Origin of the sequence: Pseudoalteromonas sp. APC 3694 (assembly GCF_030407565.1) — a bacterium.
Taxonomy (GTDB): Bacteria; Pseudomonadota; Gammaproteobacteria; order Enterobacterales; family Alteromonadaceae; genus Pseudoalteromonas; species Pseudoalteromonas tetraodonis.
In genome coordinates this window covers 1-20694 of the sequence record NZ_JASDDE010000004.1, presented here as the reverse complement: position 1 = coordinate 20694, position 20694 = coordinate 1, and the positions used below count along the sequence as shown (strand labels likewise).

General features: G+C 38.4%; 16 protein-coding genes. 6 read left to right on the top strand and 10 right to left on the bottom strand.

The features are described from left to right. Window positions 1-258 precede the first annotated feature (258 nt). Both QMA00_RS02515 and QMA00_RS02510 read right to left on the bottom strand, forming a co-directional pair. Complete coding sequence (locus tag QMA00_RS02515; RefSeq protein ID WP_290155878.1) at window positions 259-3465, bottom strand: TonB-dependent receptor; 3207 nt, start codon at window positions 3463-3465, stop codon at window positions 259-261. A gap of 43 nt (window positions 3466-3508) precedes the next feature. Next, window positions 3509-4363 (bottom strand): S1/P1 nuclease, encoded by an 855-nt coding sequence (locus tag QMA00_RS02510; protein WP_290155876.1) that lies wholly within the window; start codon window positions 4361-4363, stop codon window positions 3509-3511. 236 nt (window positions 4364-4599) lie between these two features. Between QMA00_RS02510 and QMA00_RS02505 the strand changes: the two genes are divergently transcribed. Together QMA00_RS02505 and QMA00_RS02500 are read left to right on the top strand one after the other, a co-directional pair. Continuing rightward, window positions 4600-5469 (top strand): hypothetical protein, encoded by an 870-nt coding sequence (locus QMA00_RS02505; RefSeq protein ID WP_290155874.1) that lies wholly within the window; start codon window positions 4600-4602, stop codon window positions 5467-5469. Next, window positions 5469-6413, top strand: coding sequence for a hypothetical protein (locus tag QMA00_RS02500; protein ID WP_076921704.1), 945 nt, complete (start codon window positions 5469-5471; stop codon window positions 6411-6413). The genes QMA00_RS02505 and QMA00_RS02500 overlap by 1 nt, the downstream gene beginning before the upstream one ends. Before the next feature lie 129 nt (window positions 6414-6542). Here the strand turns inward: QMA00_RS02500 and ushA are convergent, their stop codons facing one another. Both ushA and QMA00_RS02490 read right to left on the bottom strand, forming a co-directional pair. Beyond that, complete coding sequence (gene ushA, locus QMA00_RS02495; protein ID WP_076921706.1) at window positions 6543-8162, bottom strand: bifunctional UDP-sugar hydrolase/5'-nucleotidase UshA; 1620 nt, start codon at window positions 8160-8162, stop codon at window positions 6543-6545. Between the two features lie 80 nt (window positions 8163-8242). Beyond that, entirely contained in the window at window positions 8243-8434 is a 192-nt protein-coding gene (locus QMA00_RS02490) for a hypothetical protein (protein ID WP_010389030.1), read from the bottom strand. Window positions 8435-8728: 294 nt separating this feature from the next. Here QMA00_RS02490 and QMA00_RS02485 point away from each other — a divergent pair, with 294 nt between their 5' ends. After that, window positions 8729-9472, top strand: coding sequence for a peptidylprolyl isomerase (locus tag QMA00_RS02485; protein ID WP_076921708.1), 744 nt, complete (start codon window positions 8729-8731; stop codon window positions 9470-9472). A gap of 44 nt (window positions 9473-9516) precedes the next feature. Here QMA00_RS02485 and QMA00_RS02480 read toward each other — a convergent pair whose 3' ends face one another. Beyond that, window positions 9517-9936 (bottom strand): MAPEG family protein, encoded by a 420-nt coding sequence (locus QMA00_RS02480; RefSeq protein WP_076921711.1) that lies wholly within the window; start codon window positions 9934-9936, stop codon window positions 9517-9519. 164 nt (window positions 9937-10100) lie between these two features. Here QMA00_RS02480 and QMA00_RS02475 point away from each other — a divergent pair, with 164 nt between their 5' ends. Continuing rightward, window positions 10101-12983 carry an insulinase family protein gene (locus QMA00_RS02475; protein WP_076921713.1) on the top strand — a complete coding sequence of 961 codons (2883 nt, stop codon included), beginning with the start codon at window positions 10101-10103 and terminating at the stop codon, window positions 12981-12983. A 102-nt stretch (window positions 12984-13085) separates the two neighbouring features. Here the strand turns inward: QMA00_RS02475 and QMA00_RS02470 are convergent, their stop codons facing one another. Continuing rightward, window positions 13086-14468 (bottom strand): Na+/H+ antiporter NhaC family protein, encoded by a 1383-nt coding sequence (locus QMA00_RS02470; protein WP_262977005.1) that lies wholly within the window; start codon window positions 14466-14468, stop codon window positions 13086-13088. 303 nt (window positions 14469-14771) lie between these two features. On the opposite strand from QMA00_RS02470, the gene QMA00_RS02465 reads away from it, so the two are divergent. Further along, entirely contained in the window at window positions 14772-15290 is a 519-nt protein-coding gene (locus QMA00_RS02465) for a GNAT family N-acetyltransferase (RefSeq protein WP_290155866.1), read from the top strand. On the opposite strand, the gene QMA00_RS02460 is transcribed toward QMA00_RS02465, so the two are convergent. Genes QMA00_RS02460 through QMA00_RS02450 form a run of 3 tightly spaced genes read right to left on the bottom strand, consistent with a single transcriptional unit; the run spans window position 15287 to window position 18712 of the window. Next, window positions 15287-15895 (bottom strand): PqiC family protein, encoded by a 609-nt coding sequence (locus QMA00_RS02460; RefSeq protein ID WP_138686723.1) that lies wholly within the window; start codon window positions 15893-15895, stop codon window positions 15287-15289. The two genes, QMA00_RS02465 and QMA00_RS02460, sit on opposite strands and share 4 nt — an antisense overlap. Next, the gene (gene pqiB / locus QMA00_RS02455) at window positions 15895-17550 is read right to left on the bottom strand and encodes an intermembrane transport protein PqiB (RefSeq protein WP_290155863.1); all 1656 of its coding nucleotides are present in this window, start codon (window positions 17548-17550) and stop codon (window positions 15895-15897) included. The genes QMA00_RS02460 and pqiB overlap by 1 nt, the downstream gene beginning before the upstream one ends. Continuing rightward, a complete protein-coding gene (locus tag QMA00_RS02450; RefSeq protein ID WP_290155956.1) occupies window positions 17543-18712 on the bottom strand; it encodes a paraquat-inducible protein A in 1170 nt (389 codons plus the stop codon). Before QMA00_RS02450 ends, pqiB begins: the two co-directional genes overlap by 8 nt. A 193-nt stretch (window positions 18713-18905) precedes the next feature. On the opposite strand from QMA00_RS02450, the gene QMA00_RS02445 reads away from it, so the two are divergent. Continuing rightward, entirely contained in the window at window positions 18906-19676 is a 771-nt protein-coding gene (locus QMA00_RS02445; protein ID WP_290155861.1) for a transporter substrate-binding domain-containing protein, read from the top strand. Here QMA00_RS02445 and QMA00_RS02440 read toward each other — a convergent pair whose 3' ends face one another. After that, complete coding sequence (locus QMA00_RS02440) at window positions 19677-20486, bottom strand: thioesterase family protein (RefSeq protein ID WP_008464384.1); 810 nt, start codon at window positions 20484-20486, stop codon at window positions 19677-19679. It lies immediately after the preceding gene. Window positions 20487-20694 lie beyond the last annotated feature (208 nt).

The following is a 20694-nucleotide window of genomic DNA, read 5'->3' as shown; positions in this document are numbered from 1 at the left end:
CAAAATACACTTAACCCAAAATACTTACATAGTGTACCTCATTTGTTTGTTACAAATAAAATACAACTGTAATTTTTTTATTATAAAACACTTTATTTATGAAATTTAGCATTTTATCTATGTTTCAATATTTACCATGCAAATAGTAAGTAGTTTTTATGACAAACAGATGAAAAGTTATTTTTTCCATAAAAAAAAGCCATTACATGCATGTAATGGCTTTTTAATTTTATGAGCTTTTGATGTGCAAGTTATAGGTTAAAACTTATAGCTAACACCGATTTTAGCTTGCCAAGCTGATGAGCTAGTTTGATATTGGCTATAGTTACGAACATCTGCACCGTTGTATCTAGCATTAATGATGTAACGGCCATCATCATCTAAGCCAGCAAGGTCATAAACAGCTTGGTCAGAGAAACCTAAGCGCTTTTCTACGCCCCAGTCACTGTTTAATAAGTTTGCAAAGTTATCAATCATAAAGTAAACCTCACCGCTATGACCTTTTGCAAAACCAGGGATTTCTTGTTTAACGCTAATATCCATAGTGGTAACCCATGGCTGAGTACCCGAATTGCGGTCTAGGATTTGACCACGCTCATTAATACCTGCACGCTTTAATAGGGTTTCAAGCTCTTCCCATGACAATTTAGAACGATCCCAATTTACGTTTGCATCATCTGGACCTGTAGGAATATATGCTAAGTAAGCTGAACTCGAGTTAAAGTCACGAGAGTCGCCTAAATCCCCATTTCTGAACATACCCATAGTATAACTAAATGGACGACCAGAGCGACGTTCAAAATACACATTAAATCTTGTGGCATAGCCACTGAAGAACTCAGTGTTATACGCTAAATTAACTTTAAAGCTATGCTCTACTTCATACGCACCACGGGCAGCAAAGTCTTCATTACGGCTCTTAGTAATATTGTACTGATAGTTGCTTTGTGCACGTGAAGAAGAACCTGAAGACGCTTCTGTTACATCTTGATGTGCATAGCTTGCTGAAATATAAAGGCCATTTTCCCACTCTTTAGCAAGTGCTGTTGTAAAAATAACAGAGCGACCGTCTTCTGCTGAATTAGTCATTGCTATATCAAAGTTATCAGCTAAATCACCGTTGTAAATACTTTCATAGATGATACGTTCGCCGTCGGCTGCTACACCTACAGGTTTAATGGCGGTGTTATGCCACACAGCTTCGTTTTCTTTTTTGTGATAAGCAATTTCTGCTTGCCATTTAAAGCCTTCACCTAGTAATTCAGAATCAAAGTCGTACTCAAAACCAAGTTGTGCACGAATACTTGACGGTAGTTCAAAATTTGGGTCAACATAGTTTGTACTACCCGCACCTTGTACTAGTGACCCTTTTATAGCGTCTGGTACTTGAGTGATATCAGCTTGATTATTAGCATAGTATTCGTCAATAACGCTTTGTGGTGCATCTACAAAAGTAATGCCATCGTTTTGGAATGAGTTATTGTACCAAACGTTAGGAATACCGCCTTGGAAACGACCTACACCACCGTTAACTGTTAACGCTTCAGTTGCGTAATACTTAAAGCCAATACGTGGGAGTATAATATCTAAACCATCTAGGTTTTCTTGGTTGCTAAAGCCATAGGTGCTTAAAAAGTTTTCATTGAGTGTTGGTTTATCATCAGAAGATAAACGCTCATAACGAACACCTGCCGTTACTTCTAAATCATCACCAACATAAAAAGTATCTTCAATGTAAAGCGCTAATTGATTACGAGTTGCATCGTAAGCAGTATCGTTCGGGTTATTTGTATAAGCATTACTGTAACTAAAGTCATACTGACCTGCGAAGTTGCCTACTTCACGGTTTTCAAAACCATTAAAGTTATCAAACTCCCATGAACCCAGTGAATTAGCTGCAAAAAGGTTGTATAAGTTTAACGACTCATATTGCATACCAAAGTTAATTTCATGCTCGTCCATCAAATAAGTGGCATCAAGAGAAAGTGTTAAATTTTCTGTTGCTGAGCTATTGGCATGTCGAAACTCATCGATACCAAAGTTATAAGAAGGTCCGCGGAAGTATTCTTCAACTTTAACGCTACCAATATCAGAATTTGTTAAACTTCTTGATGATACATCTTTGTATGCAATACCGATTTCAGTTGAAAAGTCTTCGTTCCAATCCGAGTATAATTTGGTTGCAAAGTTATTAAACTTAGTGGCGTATGTGTAACGACTTGATGCAAGCTGAACTGATGTACCTCCAGTACCAAAGTTTGTTTCATCTTTGTCATCTTGCCACTGATAGGTAAAATCTAAACGATGATCATCAGCAATGTTCCAGCTTAATTTTACAAGTAATGTTTCATTGGTGTCTTTAGGGTCGCCACCAAGAGAATCGGTTAACCCGTATTCGTTATTTAGAATATTAAGAAAGCGGTTATAGCTTTCTTCACTCACATCGTATTCGTTGGTTGCGCCTGAACCTTCAAAACCATAGTCTAAATCTAGTTCGCTCGACCATTTATTGTAGTTAACAAAGTAAAATAAGGTATCGTCTATAAGTGGGCCGCCAACATTAAAACCGTAGCGTTTTTCAGTTTGATTTGGCTCTACTTGTTCGACAATATATGTACGGTGGCCATCGTCATCTAAAACAGGGCGGTTATCAGCAAACACTTGAGATATGCTGTCTACATCGCCTGCAATATCAGGTGTTGATGTTTCGTAAAAACCAGAAAACTTGAACTCATTTGTGCCTGATTTTGTTACCGCGTTAATAGTACCACCACCAAAGTTACCTTTAGAAGCAGAGAATGGAGAAACATCAACAGATATTTGCTCAATTGCATCAAGGGCTACTGGAGGCTGTGAAGTCGGGTAGCCGCCGTAACTTAAACCAAAGTCATCATTTTGGCCAATACCATCTACGGTTAAACCATTCGTACGTGGGTTGCTGCCAGCAAAAGTTAGCTCACCATTACCATTAATACTCGCAAGCGGATTTAAACGTGCGATATCTTTAATGTCGCGGTTAAAGCTAGGCATATTATTGATAGTATCTTCGCCAAACGTACTACTAGAGCCACCTGACTGTTGTACAATTTTATAACCAGAGACTTCAATCTTTTCAATGTTTAGCGGCGCTAATTGCGATGTTAATCTGTAAGTTTCGCCAAGGTTTAAAAAGATGTTTTCAACGGTGGTATCGTTAAACGTATCAGAGTCGATGATCACAGTGTAAGGTCCACCAACACGTAAACCATTCGCAATGAAAGTACCACTTTCATTGGTCGTTAGTTCACTAATTGTGCCGGTTGGTTGATGAACAACCTTAATTTTAACGTTTGCAGCGCTCGCACCTGAAGGTGTGGTTATTTTACCACGCATTGCAGACGAAGTGTCAGCAGCCATAGCGCTTGTTGAAACTCCTAGAGCTAGAATTACAGCCCCAGTTAATTTCGAAAGGCGAAGCTTAGTCATAATGTTGATTTCCCATGTAGATGATTTAAGTTAGAAACTAAATTTAATTTTGTGTTTGCTGTGTTAAGGCCATTTTTGATTGCGTGTTAGCAGGATCAAATAATGTATTTAACAATCCAGCCAAGCGAATTCCCGCTTGTTGCAAGCGTGTTTTCACAATAGGGGTGTTGTTGTAGATATAGTCGTAACTAATCTGTTCTTCTGTTGATTCATATATTTTTAGGGCTAAGTTGTGCGACTCTTCAAGCCAGCTTGTTGGTGTACTTTGTAAATATTCACTAATTAGCTCGCTGTTGTTGGTATTTATAAACTGAGCGTACTCAGTAAAAGATAAGTTTTCGTTTTCAACTAGTTTGGTGTCCCATAAGCTATGTAGGTTGGTCTGTTGATTAAAAAAAGAAACCTTAACGCGATTGCCGCCTCTATCTTCTGCTCTTCCTGCATGAAATGGTTGATGGCTGTCACCCACTAAATGCACCAAAAAACGCAAGCTAAACTGTTTGGCCGCGAGGCTTGATTTATCATCTTTCAACACGCGGATAGAGTAGTGAATGCCTTCTAATATGTTTGTTACTGATTCTTTGTGTTTAGTGTGGTCGTGGTCAAAACTAAAGGTCGCGTTGTCATCAGCATTAATGTAATGCCAACGAGATGATTTTTTTTGCCAAAAGTCACCTGGTGCAGATCGCATTTCGTCAGGCCATGTTGAAATCTGAGCTAAAGATTCGCCATTGAGATAGGGGATAAGTGCAGTCTTAGTAGTTTCGCTTATGTGCGACTCTGCAATTTTACCCACTACACGATGCCCGTTTTGGCCCCAAGCATTACAATCTGTGCTTGCAAATATTGCACTAATTAAAAGTGTTAAAGAAAGCGAATATTTTACATTTTTGTACATTGAAGCATCCTAGTTAGTGTGACATTTATTTGGTAAACGCTAGTAAGGTCAATTGTCCTCATTTTTTTAGTTGATAGAAAGGACTCAATAAAATTCATACTTTCTTATTTAAAGTTATTTATATTCAATGGGTTGTGTTTAATGAGTAAAATTACCTGTTGAAATAAGTAATTAAAATTGTTCAAATGAGTTATTACTCTAATTTAAACGGGTGTTTTTTGAATATTAAGAAGTTAATGTTGCATAAAACAGCAATTGTTACATTTATGTTTCTGGGCGTGTTGCTAAGTTGGTTTTCAGGTCAAGTTATTGTGGGCGAGGAAGATATAACGTTTCCAGTAATAATTGAGACATCAACGACATGTCAAACAACGGCAACAGCTAATAAGAGTCAACTTATAGTATTTACCCCCTCAAAATACGTTGCTCAATTACTTACTCAAAATCTCTGTGGTGACAAAGTAGTGGCAAAACAGTATGGCTCTGTCATTGGCTATTGGGGGTATAGAACCGTTGATAGCTTAGAGTTTGTAGGTAAAGGTATTGCAGATTTAATTTTAGCGAAAAATAATATTATGGATGCGTTTAAGGCTGAATCTACTTACAACTATCAGCCTGTGGTTGGCTTTTCTGATTACACTGCGTTTTTTATCTCTTCAAAAGAAAAACCAAAGATCAGCAAACAATATTTTTTAGATAAAAAAATCGGTCTGTTGGATTATCCAACGAGTCGCTCAGGGCACATTTTACCCAAACAAGCCTTTAAAGAGCTAGGCCTAAACATTGCTCATCTAAAAATAACCTATGCGAGTTCACACAATGAGTTGAGAGAATTATTGGCGAACGGGGAAGTAGACCTTATTGCCTCTTTTTGGAGAGAAAGTGACAGTCAGCGTTTTTCAAAAAATTATATTACGCCTATTAGTAGTAATGTGGCAGGCACCCGTTGGTACTTAAAAATGCAGCACAACAATACTGATTTACTCTGTGCTGTACAGTCTCACTTATTGAGTATGTCTAAAGAACAATCGTTTCAATACTATCAAGATGTTGAGCCATATTGGCAATGTAATAATTACCCCGTTACCTTTATAGGGGAGTCGTAATGAGAAAGCTTGTATCGTCATTAGGTGTTTTTATACTATTCACTGTATTTTCATTCGTGTTTTATATTTCAACAACACATAAACAGCAACAGGTAAATAAGTTACAAATAACCCAAATAGAAAAACAAATCGCTTTAGACTTACCTTTGCTCGATTTATCAAATAAGCTGCTTAAGCACTCGGGTAATAAAGCGGCTTTACAGCATTATATTCAAACAGTAAATGCTCAGATTCAAGGTACGGGTATACAGGTGATTTCGATAGTGCCAAAGCACGAGTTTAACTTATCCTTGAAAGCCGATGAGTTTATTCGAAAACTAAATAGTAATAATAGCGTGGTGTTTATTGTTTTATCTTTAAAGCAAGCATATTTTTCGCCTGATGTAGTGACTATTTATATACTACTTTTTGGTATTAGTGTATTACTTATGTTCATGATGAAGCAGAGTATTACTTATCAAAAAAATAAAAAACTAGGTACTGAGCAAGACTCAATTGCCCCAGAATCAAAATCATTAACACTCGTGATTGATTTAAAAAGTAAAACATTATCCAATAGTTATTATCCTGAGCAACAAGTAGCCTTAGCAAATAAGCCACTGTGTTTTTATTTAGCACTTGTTGAATTTTGTACTAATAATCCAGAGGCTAAACTTAACCATAATAAAAATGTGCCCGAGGAGTTGCTAGAACTTGCAAATAAGTACTTTTATCGGTTAGTTGAACTCGGGCATACTATTAGAAAACGGCCAAACTTTAATAACAGTTTAGAAAAAACCTTAAGCGAAATACGTGCGGCGCTAGATGATGTATTAAATGATTGCCCAGAGCAGAAAGAGTTGTATTATCCGCCAAAGGCATTTGGAGAGGGCTCTCGTTCACGGATGCACAGCTATGGCTTAGTAAATGTTAGCCAAGGCAATATAGAAATAATAGGAAAGTAATTTAGTTTTATCGTTTAGGGTGAGTGATTTGTGGGCTGAAATGTTTGATTAACTAGCTTTGTTCTCACATAAAGTTTAATGAAGAGTGTCATTAGCATTTTAATGACACTCTTCGCTGTTCACATTAGATTATTTAGGTGCAAATTCACGAGCATCAACGGGGCTATGTTCAGCAAAAAATCGCTTTAAAGCTTGCGAGTCAGTTTCATCAGTGCTTACAAAACCTGCCATTTGTGTAATTTTTGGATAACTATCGCCACCTGAAGCGTTATATTCATTAATACTCATGCGGTATGTTTTGCTTATATCAAGCGGTTTTCCAGCAATGAACACGTTAGTTACCTGCTCACCTTTCAATTCAAATGCTAAGTTATGATATTGCATGTAAGCCCCAGAGTCGGGTGGAAAACGTGTCACAACGTTTAAATAGGTTAAAATATCACTGCCTTTGAAGTCGATATAGGCGACACGATTTTTGAAAGGTTGTACTTTAAGTATATCTTTATAGCTCACGTCACCTGCATTAATGCTATCGCGAACACCGCCACCACTAATAATACCAAAATCCGCACCCACGGTGTTCATTTGTGCTTGGATGATGACGCGCGCAAGGTTTGTTTGTTCAAAGCGTACTTTGTTGCGATCTCCCTCAAGTCTGTCATTGACGAAGCCAATTTTACCCTCAATTTGCTTTGCTCCTTTTTGTTGGTACGCCGCTAAAAAGGTTTGCAGTTCTGGATCTGGTTTAATGTAATTTGCTGAAAGTACGGATTTTACGCTCCCGTCTTTTTGTTTTTTATCTACGTATAAATTAACGGGTAATAATTGATAACTGAGCAGTGATAATTGGCCACTTTCTAATTTAAACTCCGCTTTACCCACATACTTACCCCATTCATGGGCTTGCATTATCCAGGTTCCATTTTGCTGATCTGGTTTACAGGCTAAACCCGGTTTAAAGTGCTCATCAGTAACATTTTCAGCAGCCATACACACTGGCTCTTGGGAATGGCCACCAATAATCATATCAAGGGCACTTTTATCTAAGGAGCGAGCTAAGGTGACATCACCCGGGGCATTGATCCCATAATTAGCATCTACGTAGTGTCCCATGTGGGTTACGGCAATAGTAATGTCGGGATTGTATTTTGTTTTTAGGATTTGGGTAAGTGAGGCGGTAATTTCAACAGGATCTTTAAAATCTAAGTGACCAATGTATTGCGGGTTACCAATTTTAGCAGTGTCTGTGGTTGTTAAACCAATAACGGCAATGGTTAAGCCGCCTTTGTTAAATATTTTATAGCGCTCAAAAACAGCTTTATCAGTTTGTTTATCGAAAATGTTGGCAGATAAAAGCGGGAAGTTAGCCCATTGCTGTTGTTTTTTTAGTACACTTAATGGGTTGTCAAACTCATGATTACCTAGTGCCATTGCGTCATAGCTAATTTTCGACATGCCTTTAAAATCGGGCTCAGCAAATTGCAGGTCTGATTCAGGGATGCCGGTATTAATATCGCCACCTGATAATAATAACACCTGATGTCCTTGTGCCTTTGCATCTGCTCTTAGCTGGTCAATTAAGGTTTTACGCGCAGCCATACCATATTCGCCTTTTTCGTTATGCCAAAAGCGACCATGGTTATCATTGGTATGAAGAACTGTTAAATAGTGTGCTGCAGGTTTATTGACAGAGTCGCTGGCACAGCCAGATAAACCAAGGAAAAAAACAAGAAAAATAAGTGTACGCATAAAATACCTATCGATGAATAAAAGCTCAATCTAGTAGGTGGCTAGTTTAAACTAGTTCGAGGTTAAAAAAACGCACTTCTTTATGTTTTTTCAGCCAGCGAGGCTTCACGCTGTTGTTCTACAACTCTGTTTCTTCGTGCTAGTTCATCCCGTGCATATTGAGATTTTTGATGATTAACATCAATCATCCACTTCAAAAAGCTAACGGGCAATTGGGTGTAAGGTTCACCTTGGTGTAGTCCAAAGTCACAAATAGTCGTGTTGTTAGTCATTATATTTACTCCTATCACTTTGTGAGTTGATAATAACAAAAAAAAAGTGATTGATAAGGGGCTTTTTAAGTACCTTGCTAGGTTTAAAATTTATTAGAAAGAGTAACCGTGATGCACACTAGGGCACTCAGGCAATTAACTACCCATAACATGTTTAAAATTAAAATGTAAACAGTTGTAACTATGGTGTAATCGACTTGCTATGAATTGTAGCGTTAAGTACTTATGTATCGATTTATAAAATGAATAACACTACTCTATGACGCCTAATGACAATAAAAAGTAGGAAAAATAATGAAGAAGCTTATCTTAGCGTCAATTTTAACTGCAGCAAGTTTTTCAAGCGTAGCAACCATAGTCGAAATGCAGACGAGCCAAGGAACGATAGAAATTAACTTGTTTGATCAACAAACACCTAAAACAGTAGAAAACTTCCTAAGTTATGTTGATGATGCCGCCTACAATCAAACGGTTATACATCGCTCTGTTGATAAGTTTGTCATTCAAGGGGGAGGTTTTACTTTTTCTGATGAAATGGATCCAATTACAACCAAGCCTGCGGTAATAAACGAACCTATTTACTCAAATGTAAAAGGCACAATTGCCATGGCAAAACAGGGCGGCAACGAAAACAGCGCCACTAGCCAATGGTTTTTTAATATGAGTGATAACAGCCAAAACTTAGATTTACAAAATGGTGGGTTTACCGTTTTCGGACAAATAACAGCACAAAGCCAAGAAACTTTAGATAAAATAGCGGCCTTAGTTCATTGTTCTCAGGTGCCATTAGTTGGTGTTACTAAAGAGCAATGTTCAGATGAAAATGTGGTTATTAGTAATCAAAACTTAGTATCAATACAAACGGTGGTTGTGCTTGATGACGATCCTAATTCAGCACAAAATTTAACACCTAAAGAGAATACATTAATTGATAACGTAGAAGTTACACCACCAAAAACGTCAGACTCTAGTGGCAGTATGGCATGGTTATTAGGTGCACTATTGCTAGTAGCACCTCGCTTAAAACGTGCTAAGTAAACTTTAAAAAAATAACGGCGAATTATTAAATTCGCTGTTATTTTTTAGTTTAAAAGTACACCCAGCAATAGCAAAAACCACATTACAAATACAGATAAGCAGCCTAGTAAAAATACTCTAAAACGGGCTCTTAAATGATTACTACCAAGGTGAATGAGGCTATGAATAATGCGTGTGGCTACAAATATACACGCCAATACTGCGATAGGGACACTTGCCATATTAAGCTGTAAAGCAAGTAAACATCCCGCATAAAAAAGCACAGGTATTTCAAATTGATTGCTAAAATTACGATCCGCTACTCTCACATGATCGCCTGCATTATCGAGGCGCATAGCAGCAAAGTCGCTTAACTGTATTTGTTTATTTTTAGCCGCTGCAAAACGACGTTTTCCCATAATCACCATAACAACTAATGAAAGTGTTACCTGCACAAACATGGCCATTATTATTATCTTTTCCATAACTTACCTTATTATTTTCTTTGAGTATTCGATTGTTATTCACAATGTGTTACATAATTAAGTGCTAATTAGTAGCATAGTATTAATTGATAGTGGTAGTTTATAGCTGATTTAGTCTTTTTAAAACGCTAATACCCTATTCTACGATAACGGATAAAACTAAAATGAAACACATCATCGGCTTAAGTGCAATTGCACTAGCAATATTAAGCGGTTGTTCAAATACCGCCACTCTTTCTCAATCACCACAAACCTCACTTTTATCACCCACGCTCGTTGTAAGCCCTAACGATAATCGTGAATATAAAACCTTGAAACTTGCTAACGATATTGAAGTGATTTTAGTCTCTGATCCGAGCGCAGAAAAATCAGCGGCTTCACTTAGTGTAGGTGTAGGTCTGTTACACGACCCAATGAGCCAACAAGGCATGGCGCATTACCTAGAACATATGTTGTTTTTAGGTACTGAGCGATACCCAGACACTAAAGGGTACTCCGATTTTATGACTAAAAACGGCGGCGCGCATAATGCTTACACTTGGCTCGATATTACTAACTACATGTTTAAAATTAATAACGATGCGTTTGATGAAGGCTTAGACCGCTTTTCAGACTTTTTTAAAGCCCCTAAGCTTTACCCAGAATACACAGAAAAAGAAAAAAATGCAGTAAATGCTGAATGGTCAATGCGTCGTGAAATGGACTTTTTCGGCCAATTTAAACTTGCACGTAAAATGATGGGTGAGCATCCGGCTAATCGATTCTTAATTGGTAACCTTGAAACGTTAGGCGATAAAGCTGATAGTTCATTACACAAAGAAACGGTTGATTTTTACAATAAATATTATTCATCAAATATTATGAAAGTGGCGTTAATTTCTAATTTACCACTTGAAGAAATGCAGAAAAAAGCAGAAAAATACTTCGCTGATATTAAAAATAAAAATATTGAAAAGCCAAAAGTATCAGCCAAGCTAAATTTTGATAATGCCGGTGGTAAACGTGTTTTTTACTCGCCAAACGAAGACGTTAAACAATTACAGCTCGACTTTACAATCACTAATAATCAAACTGAATTTGCAGTAAAACCTAATCGTTTTGTTGCCTATTTACTTAGCAATGAAATGCCAGGTAGCCCAGCACAAATATTACGTGATAAAGGCTGGGTATCTCAGTTATCAGCCTCTGCCTCTCCAAATCAGTATGGTAACTATGGCTCTTTAAATGTGAACATAGAGCTGACTGATGAGGGCATGAAAAACCGCGAAGCCATTGTTGCGACTATTATGCAATATATTGATTTAATTAAACGTGAAGGTGTTAATAGTAAGTACTTTAATGAAATTCGCACCTCTTTGAATAACCAGTTTAAATTTTTAGAAAAAGGCGATGAGTTTAACTACGTCAGTGCGCTGACTCAAAGCATGCAAGATTATCCGTTAAATCATGCGATAAACGCACCATACTACTACGCTAAGTTTGATGCTGATGCGGTTAATAATGTACTAAAACAACTTAACGCAGATACCTTACGTGTTTGGTATATTTCTCAACAGGAAGATACAGATTCTGAGCTGCATTTTTACGATGGCAAATATAAAATTAACGATATTAGTGATGCAGAAATTGCCAGCTGGGAAAAACCAAGTGAATTTAATTTAGCCTTACCAAGTGTTAACAACTTACTGCCAGAGAGTTTTGCAATTAAAACGCAGGCTTTTAAAGAGCAAAAACACCCAGAACTTAGCTATGATAAAAACGGTGTAAAAATCTGGCGCCAAGCAAGCCAGCAGTTTGCAGAGCAACCCAAAGGTTTAGTTGAGGTGTATATCAACACACAAACAGGGTTGCGTGATATTAACTCAACCGTCCTTTATTCTGTGTGGGCAGATTTATATAACACTCAATTAAGTCAGCTACGAACCGAAGCGGCTATTGCCGGTATGAATGTTAATTTAAGCTCAAGCAATGGCTTAGTTTTATCATTAAGTGGTTTTACCGATAAACAAGATACCTTACTTAAACAAGCGTTAGCTGGATTTGACGATAAAATTTCAGCGCAAGCATTTAATCAAGCGATTGACCGTTATCAACGTGATTTACTCAATCAGCAAAAACAGTTCCCGTATGCACAAGCGTTTAGTGAATATTCAAAACTGACTCGAACCGGTAGTTTTGATACTGACGCGCTTATTAAGGCAGCTCAATCACTGACGCTCGCTGATTTACAAGCATTAAAGCAAAGCACATTAGCGAATAATAACTTACGCGTATTTAGCTATGGCAACTATAACCAAAAAGATATTGATGCCATTGCTGCTGAGTTAACGGCTATTTTACCAAATAATCATACAAAATCTGAGTTTGCTCGCAGTAAAGCCTGGTTACCACAACAAGGTGAAGCGCGCGTATTACACAAAGATATTGATGTAGCCGATGTAGCCGTTGTCGATATGACCATTCACCCAACGCCAGGTTATAAACAAAAAGCGCAGGCGGCGGTTTTACAAGGGCACTTTAGAACAATCGCGTTTGACAAAATGCGTACCGAAGAACAACTAGCTTATGCGGTAGGGGCATTAGCGCGTCCTATTGAGGATTACTCTGGTATTGGTTTGTTTATTCAAACGCCGGTCAAAGGGCCAAAAGAAATTCAAGTACGCTTTGATAAGTTCAAAAAAGAGTACGCTTCTGAGCTTAATGCTATGAGTGAAGAAACATTTGCACAGCTTAAAAATGCAACGTTGGTTTCGTTAAAAGAACAGCCAAAGAATTTAAGCGACGAAATGAGCCCATTGATTAACGATTGGTACCGTGAAAACTTTGATTTTGATTCAAAACAAAAGCTAATTGCAGAAGTAGAAAAGGTCACCCTTGCTGATATTAAAGACTACTACCAGCAAACCATGTTAAATCCACAAGCAGCCCGCTTAAATGTGCAGCTACGCGGCACTAAGTTTAGTGATAGCGAGTTTGCTGATTTACCAAACCAAACTAAAGTGACGAGTTTAGATGCTTACTACAGCGATATAAAATTGCAAAAGTAAGTTGAAATTACTCAAAAACCAAACAAAACCCAGCCATTGTTGACTGGGTTTTGTTTTAACGGCGTTAATTATGGTTTTAGTAAAATGGCTACCATTGCCATGTTAGGCCATAAGTAAAAAGCCAATTATGGCAAAGCCTGCAGCAATTAAGGTATAAGGTAATTGCGTTACAGCATGACTGATCAAATTACAGCCAGAGCCTTGTGCTGCTAGTACGGTTGAATCAGAGTAAAAACAGGCTTGGCTACCAAATGAAGACGCTGAAAGTAATGCGCCAATCACCAATGGAATATTTGCATCAACCGCCGTCGCAAGGGGCATGACAATAGGAATTGAAACCGCAAAAATCCCCCAACTTGAACCCGTAGCAAACGCTAATATCGACATCGCAATAAATACCACCGCAGGTAAATAGCCAGCGGTCATATACGGGCTTAAGCTGCCAATCACAAATTGTGGTAAGCCAATTAAGTCGCATACATCTTTAAAAATAAAGGCGGCAATCACGGTTCCAATTGCGGGGATCATACTTTTAAAACCATCCAGCATACGCTCAATCATTTCGCTAAAGCTCATTAATTTTTGTAACGCATAAAATGGCAAAGTGACAGCCATTGTCGCTAATAGACCTTTGTACACATCTATTTCAAAATATACGGTAAATGCGACTAATAAAATAATCGGCAACAAAAAGTTATATAACTTACCTTTAGGATCCGCATCTTCAAAGTGTTCTTCCGCTGCTTTTACTGCATATTCATCGGCGGTTTGTACTTGAGTATAAATCGCAGGCTCTAAAGTAGGAGCGTGAGTTAGCGCCTGTTGCTCGGCTTTTTTCATGGGGCCAAAAGTAGGGATCACGCCGGCAATAACCAGCACCACAGTCAACACCGCAAACCAGGCATAAAACATGTACGGAATGGCTTGAATATAAACGGCAATGCCTTTGCCTTCTTCTGCAATGCCGTTATCCACTAACAGGCCACCAAAAAATACAGCCCACGTTGACAAAGGGACGAGTACACAAATAGGCGCTGCCGTTGAATCAACAATGTAAGCGAGCATTTCACGACTCACTTTAAATTTGTCGGTGATCCGCTTCATGGTTTCACCCACGGTAAGCGCGTTTAAATAATCGTCAATAAATATCACAACACCCAAACAAAAGGTCATAAATAAGGAGGATCGTTTACCTCGGGTGTACTTTAAAGCCAAACTACCAAACGCAGAAGCCCCTCCAGTGCGCACTAATAAGGCAATAAGCGCACCAAAGCCGCCACACACAAGTATTAACCAACCAATGGTTTCATCAGTCATTACTTTGAGTGATGTGCTGGCAAAATTTGAGAGAACTTTGCTAGGGTCAGCTAAAACAAGGCCAACTAATGCACCAATCAATAACGATAAAATAGGGCGGCGTAAAACAACAGCCAATACAACCACTACCGCAGGCGGCAGTAGAGTTAACGCAGAAGGTTCAAGCATTTATAAGATCACAAAATTAAAAGCAGATTTAAAAAGTAAACTGCTTATACAAAAACAAAGAAGATGATAAGTTTGTTGTTAAATCATTTTCCAAGTCACTGCTTTTGCACGCGTGAAGGGCACTTAAAAAATTATGTTAAATTAATAGTTTTAGTGAAACGCGTTGGCTTTGGCGCCAGACGGCGCAAGGAATGCATGCCGCTATTGTTGTGCCTTTAAAAACATCGGCGCAAAAATAATCTTCTTTTTTATTTCAGTCAATAAAAAAATATCGGGTCGTGAAAAATATTATCAGGAGTTATTTTGAATATTGCTTTTACAACAGAGCGCTTACACATACGCTTCGCACAAATAGCAGATGCGGCGGAGTTACTTAAGTTGGTTAATCAGGCTAATTTCACTAAATACATTGGTGATAAAGGTATTTATACCTTAGACGACGCTAAAAAATACATCAAAGACAGTTTTATATCTGCCCATAAGCAGCATGGCTTTGGGCCTTATATAATCGCATTACATGATGAAACACTAGTTGGTATTGTTGGGTTTTATCAGCGAGCTGTTCTGCAATATCCCGATTTAGGGTTTGCGCTAAAAGACGGTTTTGAAAAAAAGGGCTATATTTTTGAGGCGGCAAATACCTTGCTAAACCATAGACAAAACTTGGGGATTAACCAGGTTACGGCGATCGCCCGCTGTGATAACCGCGCATCAAAAAATGTATTACAAAAGCTCGGTTTTAAAACCCAAGGTCAAGTGATTATAGAGAACACTAACATTGCGGTAGATGTATTATATTTACTTAATACAGAGCGAAATTAAATTCGCGCTTTTTCAATTTCTTTTGCCGCAAGGATGTTGATTTGTTGCCACATTTTTTCAAGAGTCGCCACCAATGAATCATAGCCATCATCATCAATTGGCAAAACAGATGAGAAATTATGGATGCTTATTAAACGCCTACCCGATTCTGGGTGAGTGTAGTATAAACGCCATAGCCCTGAAATATCTGCATTACCTTGCAGATCACCGTTAAAGTGGTGTAGTTCGTATTCTAATTCGTAAAATCTTTGTTGCTGTTGGTCAGTAATAACGGGTAAGCCTTTAATAACCATCCAGTTTGTCATGGTATTAAATAATGTTTGCTGCGCGCTGGCACTGAGCATAACATCTGGCGACTCGCCCCATAGATGATAATTAGCAGCATGGATTTGATTACTATCTACTTTCATAGCAATACCCCGGTTATTCAATGCGCCTCTTAGGGTGACTGTTTGCACGCGCAGTTGTGCCTGTGTATCTTGCACATTTCGCGAAGAGTCATTAATGGGCTGCTCAAATTGGTAATACTGAATTGTTGTTTGAATAGCAGAGCTGCAACCACTGATAAAGATCACACCCGTTAAAAGTAAAAATAGTGCTTTCATTATTGCTTCCTCGGTTGTGGATCGTTAGGTAGTGATTTGTCAAAAATGAGCATATTAGGTTGCTCGTTTAAGCCACGAGTAAGAGGCTGAAACTCTTCTGTTAAACGCTTAATTTGTAGCAGTGTTTGCTCAAGTTGATAGTGCATTTGAGAGCCTGCTTGATAGCTTGCCATGGTTTTGTCAAACTGGCGCATGGTTATTTCAAACTGTTCCATGCTTTTGGTTATTTTTTCGAGATTACGATTAAAGTCACCGGGTAAATTTTGGGTATCAGGTTTACTTAATAATATGCGCATCTCGCTGGCCAATGCCTGATACTCGCTAAAGGTTGTTTGCATTTTTGCCAAGCTGTCTTCAATTTTTAAATTATTTACCTTATTCAGTACATCAGACACTTGGTCAGCAAGCACGGTTATCCCGCTCGATACACTAGGAAACACATCGTATTGAGCAAGCTTTTTAAGCTCGCTTTTAGGGGGGTCGGTATAAAAGTCAAAATCAACATAAACTGCACCGGTTAGCAAATTACCCGGTTTAAGTGACGCTCTCATGCCATTTTTTATCCACTCGATTATGCTTGATTTCCAATACTCTTTAGCTAAGGCGTTGTTGTGGTATAAACGTCCATATTCCACTTTGATCAATACAGGGACAGCGGTACTTTTAGCGCGAAAATGAGCCGGTTTTCCATCTATAATTACATTGGCGGGCGCTTCAACCACTGTGCCGACGCGTGTACCTCTATACTCAACTGGCGCACCAACACGGAGTCCTCTAATCGATTGTTCAAATTCGATAAGGTAATAATCAAAGTCATAAAAGCGCTCTTCTAGAGCTTGATTGTAATTTTGACTTAAAGAAAAGCTATGACCGTCTTTTGCCAAATCGCCGGGAGCTTGCTGGTCAGGTAAACCGACAGAAATACCACCTTTTAATAACTTGCTCAGTGAACCGGTGTTAATATTTATGCCATCAGCAGAAAGATCTATTTCTATTCCTGAGTTAACCCAAAAAATAGAGTTTAAGGTGATCAAGTTCTCGTAGGGAGCTTTAATAAAAATACCGTATTGCATTGCTTGGTTTTTCCAATCAAAGGTGGCGGTTTCTATTTGGCCTATTTTATAGTTTTTAAAAAATATGCCAGTACTCACATCGAGTACTTCTGCATTGTAACTGAGCAACTTAAAGCGTCCACCTTGTACATCTTTACCAATTAATGCGGGCTCTTCTTGCAGGGTAAAGCGCTTTTTAAGTCGGTTACTTTCTCCCGGTGAAAACTCTAAATAAACCCCTGAAAGTAGGGTACTCATACCACTGATCCCAGTTTCATCAATGCGTGGCTTTACTACCCAAATACTGGCATCTTCGGTGAGTAAATTATCATAGTTTTTATCTATTTGTGCTCGGGCTATTACACTGTCTTGGCTGTTGGAGAGGCGTACGTGATCAATTTGACCTATTTTAACACTTCGCACTTTAATTTCTGTTTTACCAGCAATAATCCCCTCGGCTTGGGGCATAGTGATGTAGATCGTTTGCCCTTTATTTAATTGATACTGATAAAGCATCCAAATACCAACAAATAAGGCAACCACAGGAATAATCCAAATTGCAGAAATACTTGATTTTTGTGCTACGTTAGCTGTTTTAGTCATGCTTTATTCTCTGCGTTATTATTTTTGGTGAGTCCCACAGTAGGCGAGGGTCAAATGCGTGTGCCGCCATCATTTGGCATAATACCATAACGGTAAAAAAGACGATGCCCAAACCGGGTGTAACCGACATTAAGTTTCCTAGCTGCACCAGTGCAACTAATATAGCCACAACAAACACATCAATCATAGACCATTTACCTATAAATTCAGTAAGTTGATACACTTTTGTGTAACCTTTTGTATGCAGGTTGGCGGGTTTTGTAACCATAAAGCACAAAAAGCTCAAAATAAGCGCTTTGGCTAACGGTACCACTACACTGGCAAAAAATATAATAATTGCAATAGGATACGAGCCGCTACTCCATAACGTAATAACACCTGAAATAAGGGTTGCAGGTGTTTCATCCCCTAGGCTGATGGTGTACATAATGGGCAGTAAATTCGCAGGAATATAACAAATCAGAGAAGTAACTAACCATGCAGCCGCTTTTTGTACGCTGTTGGGGTTTCTTAAATACGTTTTACTGTGGCAACGAGGACAGATTGATTCAACGCTCAGCTGATGGCAAACATGGCAGGCTTTTATATTCTCATCAATAGCCCGCTCAGCGTTTGAAGTATTTTGAAGTGTAGTGGCAGGGCTTACTTGAGACCACAGCCTAGCACGATTCAACCGTGTTAACGCACTAACATATAAAACTACAAATCCCACATAGGCAAAAAAGCTAGTGCCAAAGCTAACTTCAGCCAATGACATTATTTTTACCATGCTAACTAAAACACCAATCAGAAATATTTCTGACATGATCCAAGGCTCTAGCGTTAAAGTGAATTTTAATAGTTTTCTTGCAACTGCTTGCGGCAGTGCTTTGAGTGCGCCCAAATGCAAAGGGATCAAAATAATCAGCAAACTCATAGGCAGAATAATAATGCTGATATCGATAAATAGGCCGAGTAGGTCACTATCATAGTTAAATAAAATCCGTGCTGCGTCGGGCAGAGTAATAGTTTGGGTAATGCCATTACTACTAAAAGAGATAAACGGATAAAACATACTGCTGAGCAACATTAATAATGCGCTTAAACTCAGTGAGACTATTTCAGTGTCATGGTTTATATTAATACCGCGGACTTTATGGCTACAGCGTGGGCACAATGCCACTTGTTTGGCATTAATCTCGGGAATATCAATGATAAGATCACAGCTTGGGCAGGCAGTTTGCAAAATGTTAGCTTATAATTAATTCAATAATTTAAATATTGCTATAAATAATAGTTAAATACAAACGCTACGGCTAAATTACTAAAGAAAAGTAACCCCAATAACTGAAAATAAAAACGGATTAGGTGAAAGAGTGAAAGTTGTATTTTTATTGGCCTTAGTGTGTTTATGTGGCGATAGTTTTGCATTTGTTAATGATATTAAGCAGCAACGAGTTATTATTGCGGCTAACCCTACTGTTGCGCCTTATGTAATAAGTGAAAATGATTCAGGTATTCAGCTCGAGATTGTAAAGGCAGCACTTAACAATCAAGACATAAATGAGGTTGATGTACATTACATGTCAAATCACCGTGCAGATGCTTTATTGAACCAAGGCCATGTTGATATTGCATTAAATTACTCGGGTATTTTAATTGCTGGCATATATCGAAGCCAATCGGTTGTTAGTTATGAGAATGTGGTGGTGAGTCTTAAAAAGAGTAACTTCACTATTAATAGTATTTACGATCTGGCGACTAAAAGTGTTTTAGCATTTCAAAATGCGCCTGCTTATTTACCCAAAGAATTTGGTCATAACTTGGAAAACTTGAGAGGCTATGAAGAAGTATTCAATCAACAAGCGCAGATACACCATTTAATGGCAGGGTGGGTTGATACGATTATTCTCGATAGGCGTATATTTCTTCACTACTTAAAGGAATATCAAAAAACTAATGCCACTAAAGATTTTGTTATTCATGCTATTTTTCCACCTGCGGCAAGGCCTGCGTATTTTAACAATGATTTGCTGAGACAGCAGTTTGACAAAGGCTTAGCAAATATAATTCAAAGCGGTGAATATCGCACCATAATGCTTAACTTAGATAAGCAATATACCCAGCGCGACTTCACTGCTCTTTAATTAATCAAATAAGGCAACCGTTTGGCGGGTGAGTGCAATAAGCTCACCCGATTGTGACCAAATACAGCCATCTTCTAAGCCATAGCCATCTTTTGAATGATGAGTGATTGCTTCAAAACCCAACCATTCACCTGGCACTAAATTAGGCGCTTGTACAAATTCTAAATACCATGACATGCTACTAGCCGGTGCAGGTTGCTTAAACATTTGTAGTAATGTTGGCGGCCATGCGTCAGTAAGAGCAATAACATGAGCTTCTGTAATTTCTTCAGGCGTGTGTTTAAATCGCATCCAACCACCAAGGTGAGAGGTTTGCGCACTACTAAACGGCATGGCTCCTTGTTGCGGGCATAAATCAACATGCTGAAAAAATTCTGGCATTTTCCCAGGTACAAAGCCTAAACAATGGCCTTCGTTTACAGGGTGTAAGGTTAACGACTTTGATACCGGCACATTAATTGATGAGTTACGATTTTTGGCGAAACAGGCCTGCACGATGACACACACCGCATCATCTTGGATCGCTTTGGCGAGCACTTGGGTACTGCTTTTACCTTCACGTAATATTTCTACCGATAAAGAAAACGGTTTTTCAGCCAATAATGGCCCTACAAAGTTTGTACTTAAAGAAAGCAGTCTTCTTGATGAATCAACTTTATTGCGCATTGCTTGATAAAGTAGCGCAGCAGAGAGGCCACCAAAAGCAGTACGACCTTGGCACCAGTTAGCAGGAAACTGCATGGTATTGGTTAACGGGTCAGTTTCCTGACTCGCTTGGGCTGCTTGTTTTAATAATTGTTCAAAGTGCACAAATAATGTCCTTTTGCTGTTATTTGCTAAATTTATATCACACCCAAACTCATCAGACCAGACAATAAATAAGCTCCCAAATTACAAAAAATGAGCAATCCCTACTCTTTTTAGGGTTATTTAGGGCGTGTTGATCTTTGTGGTATGAAAAACAAACAGCATGAAGATAAGGTATAATTGAATTCGCCAGAAAACTTTACACCGAACC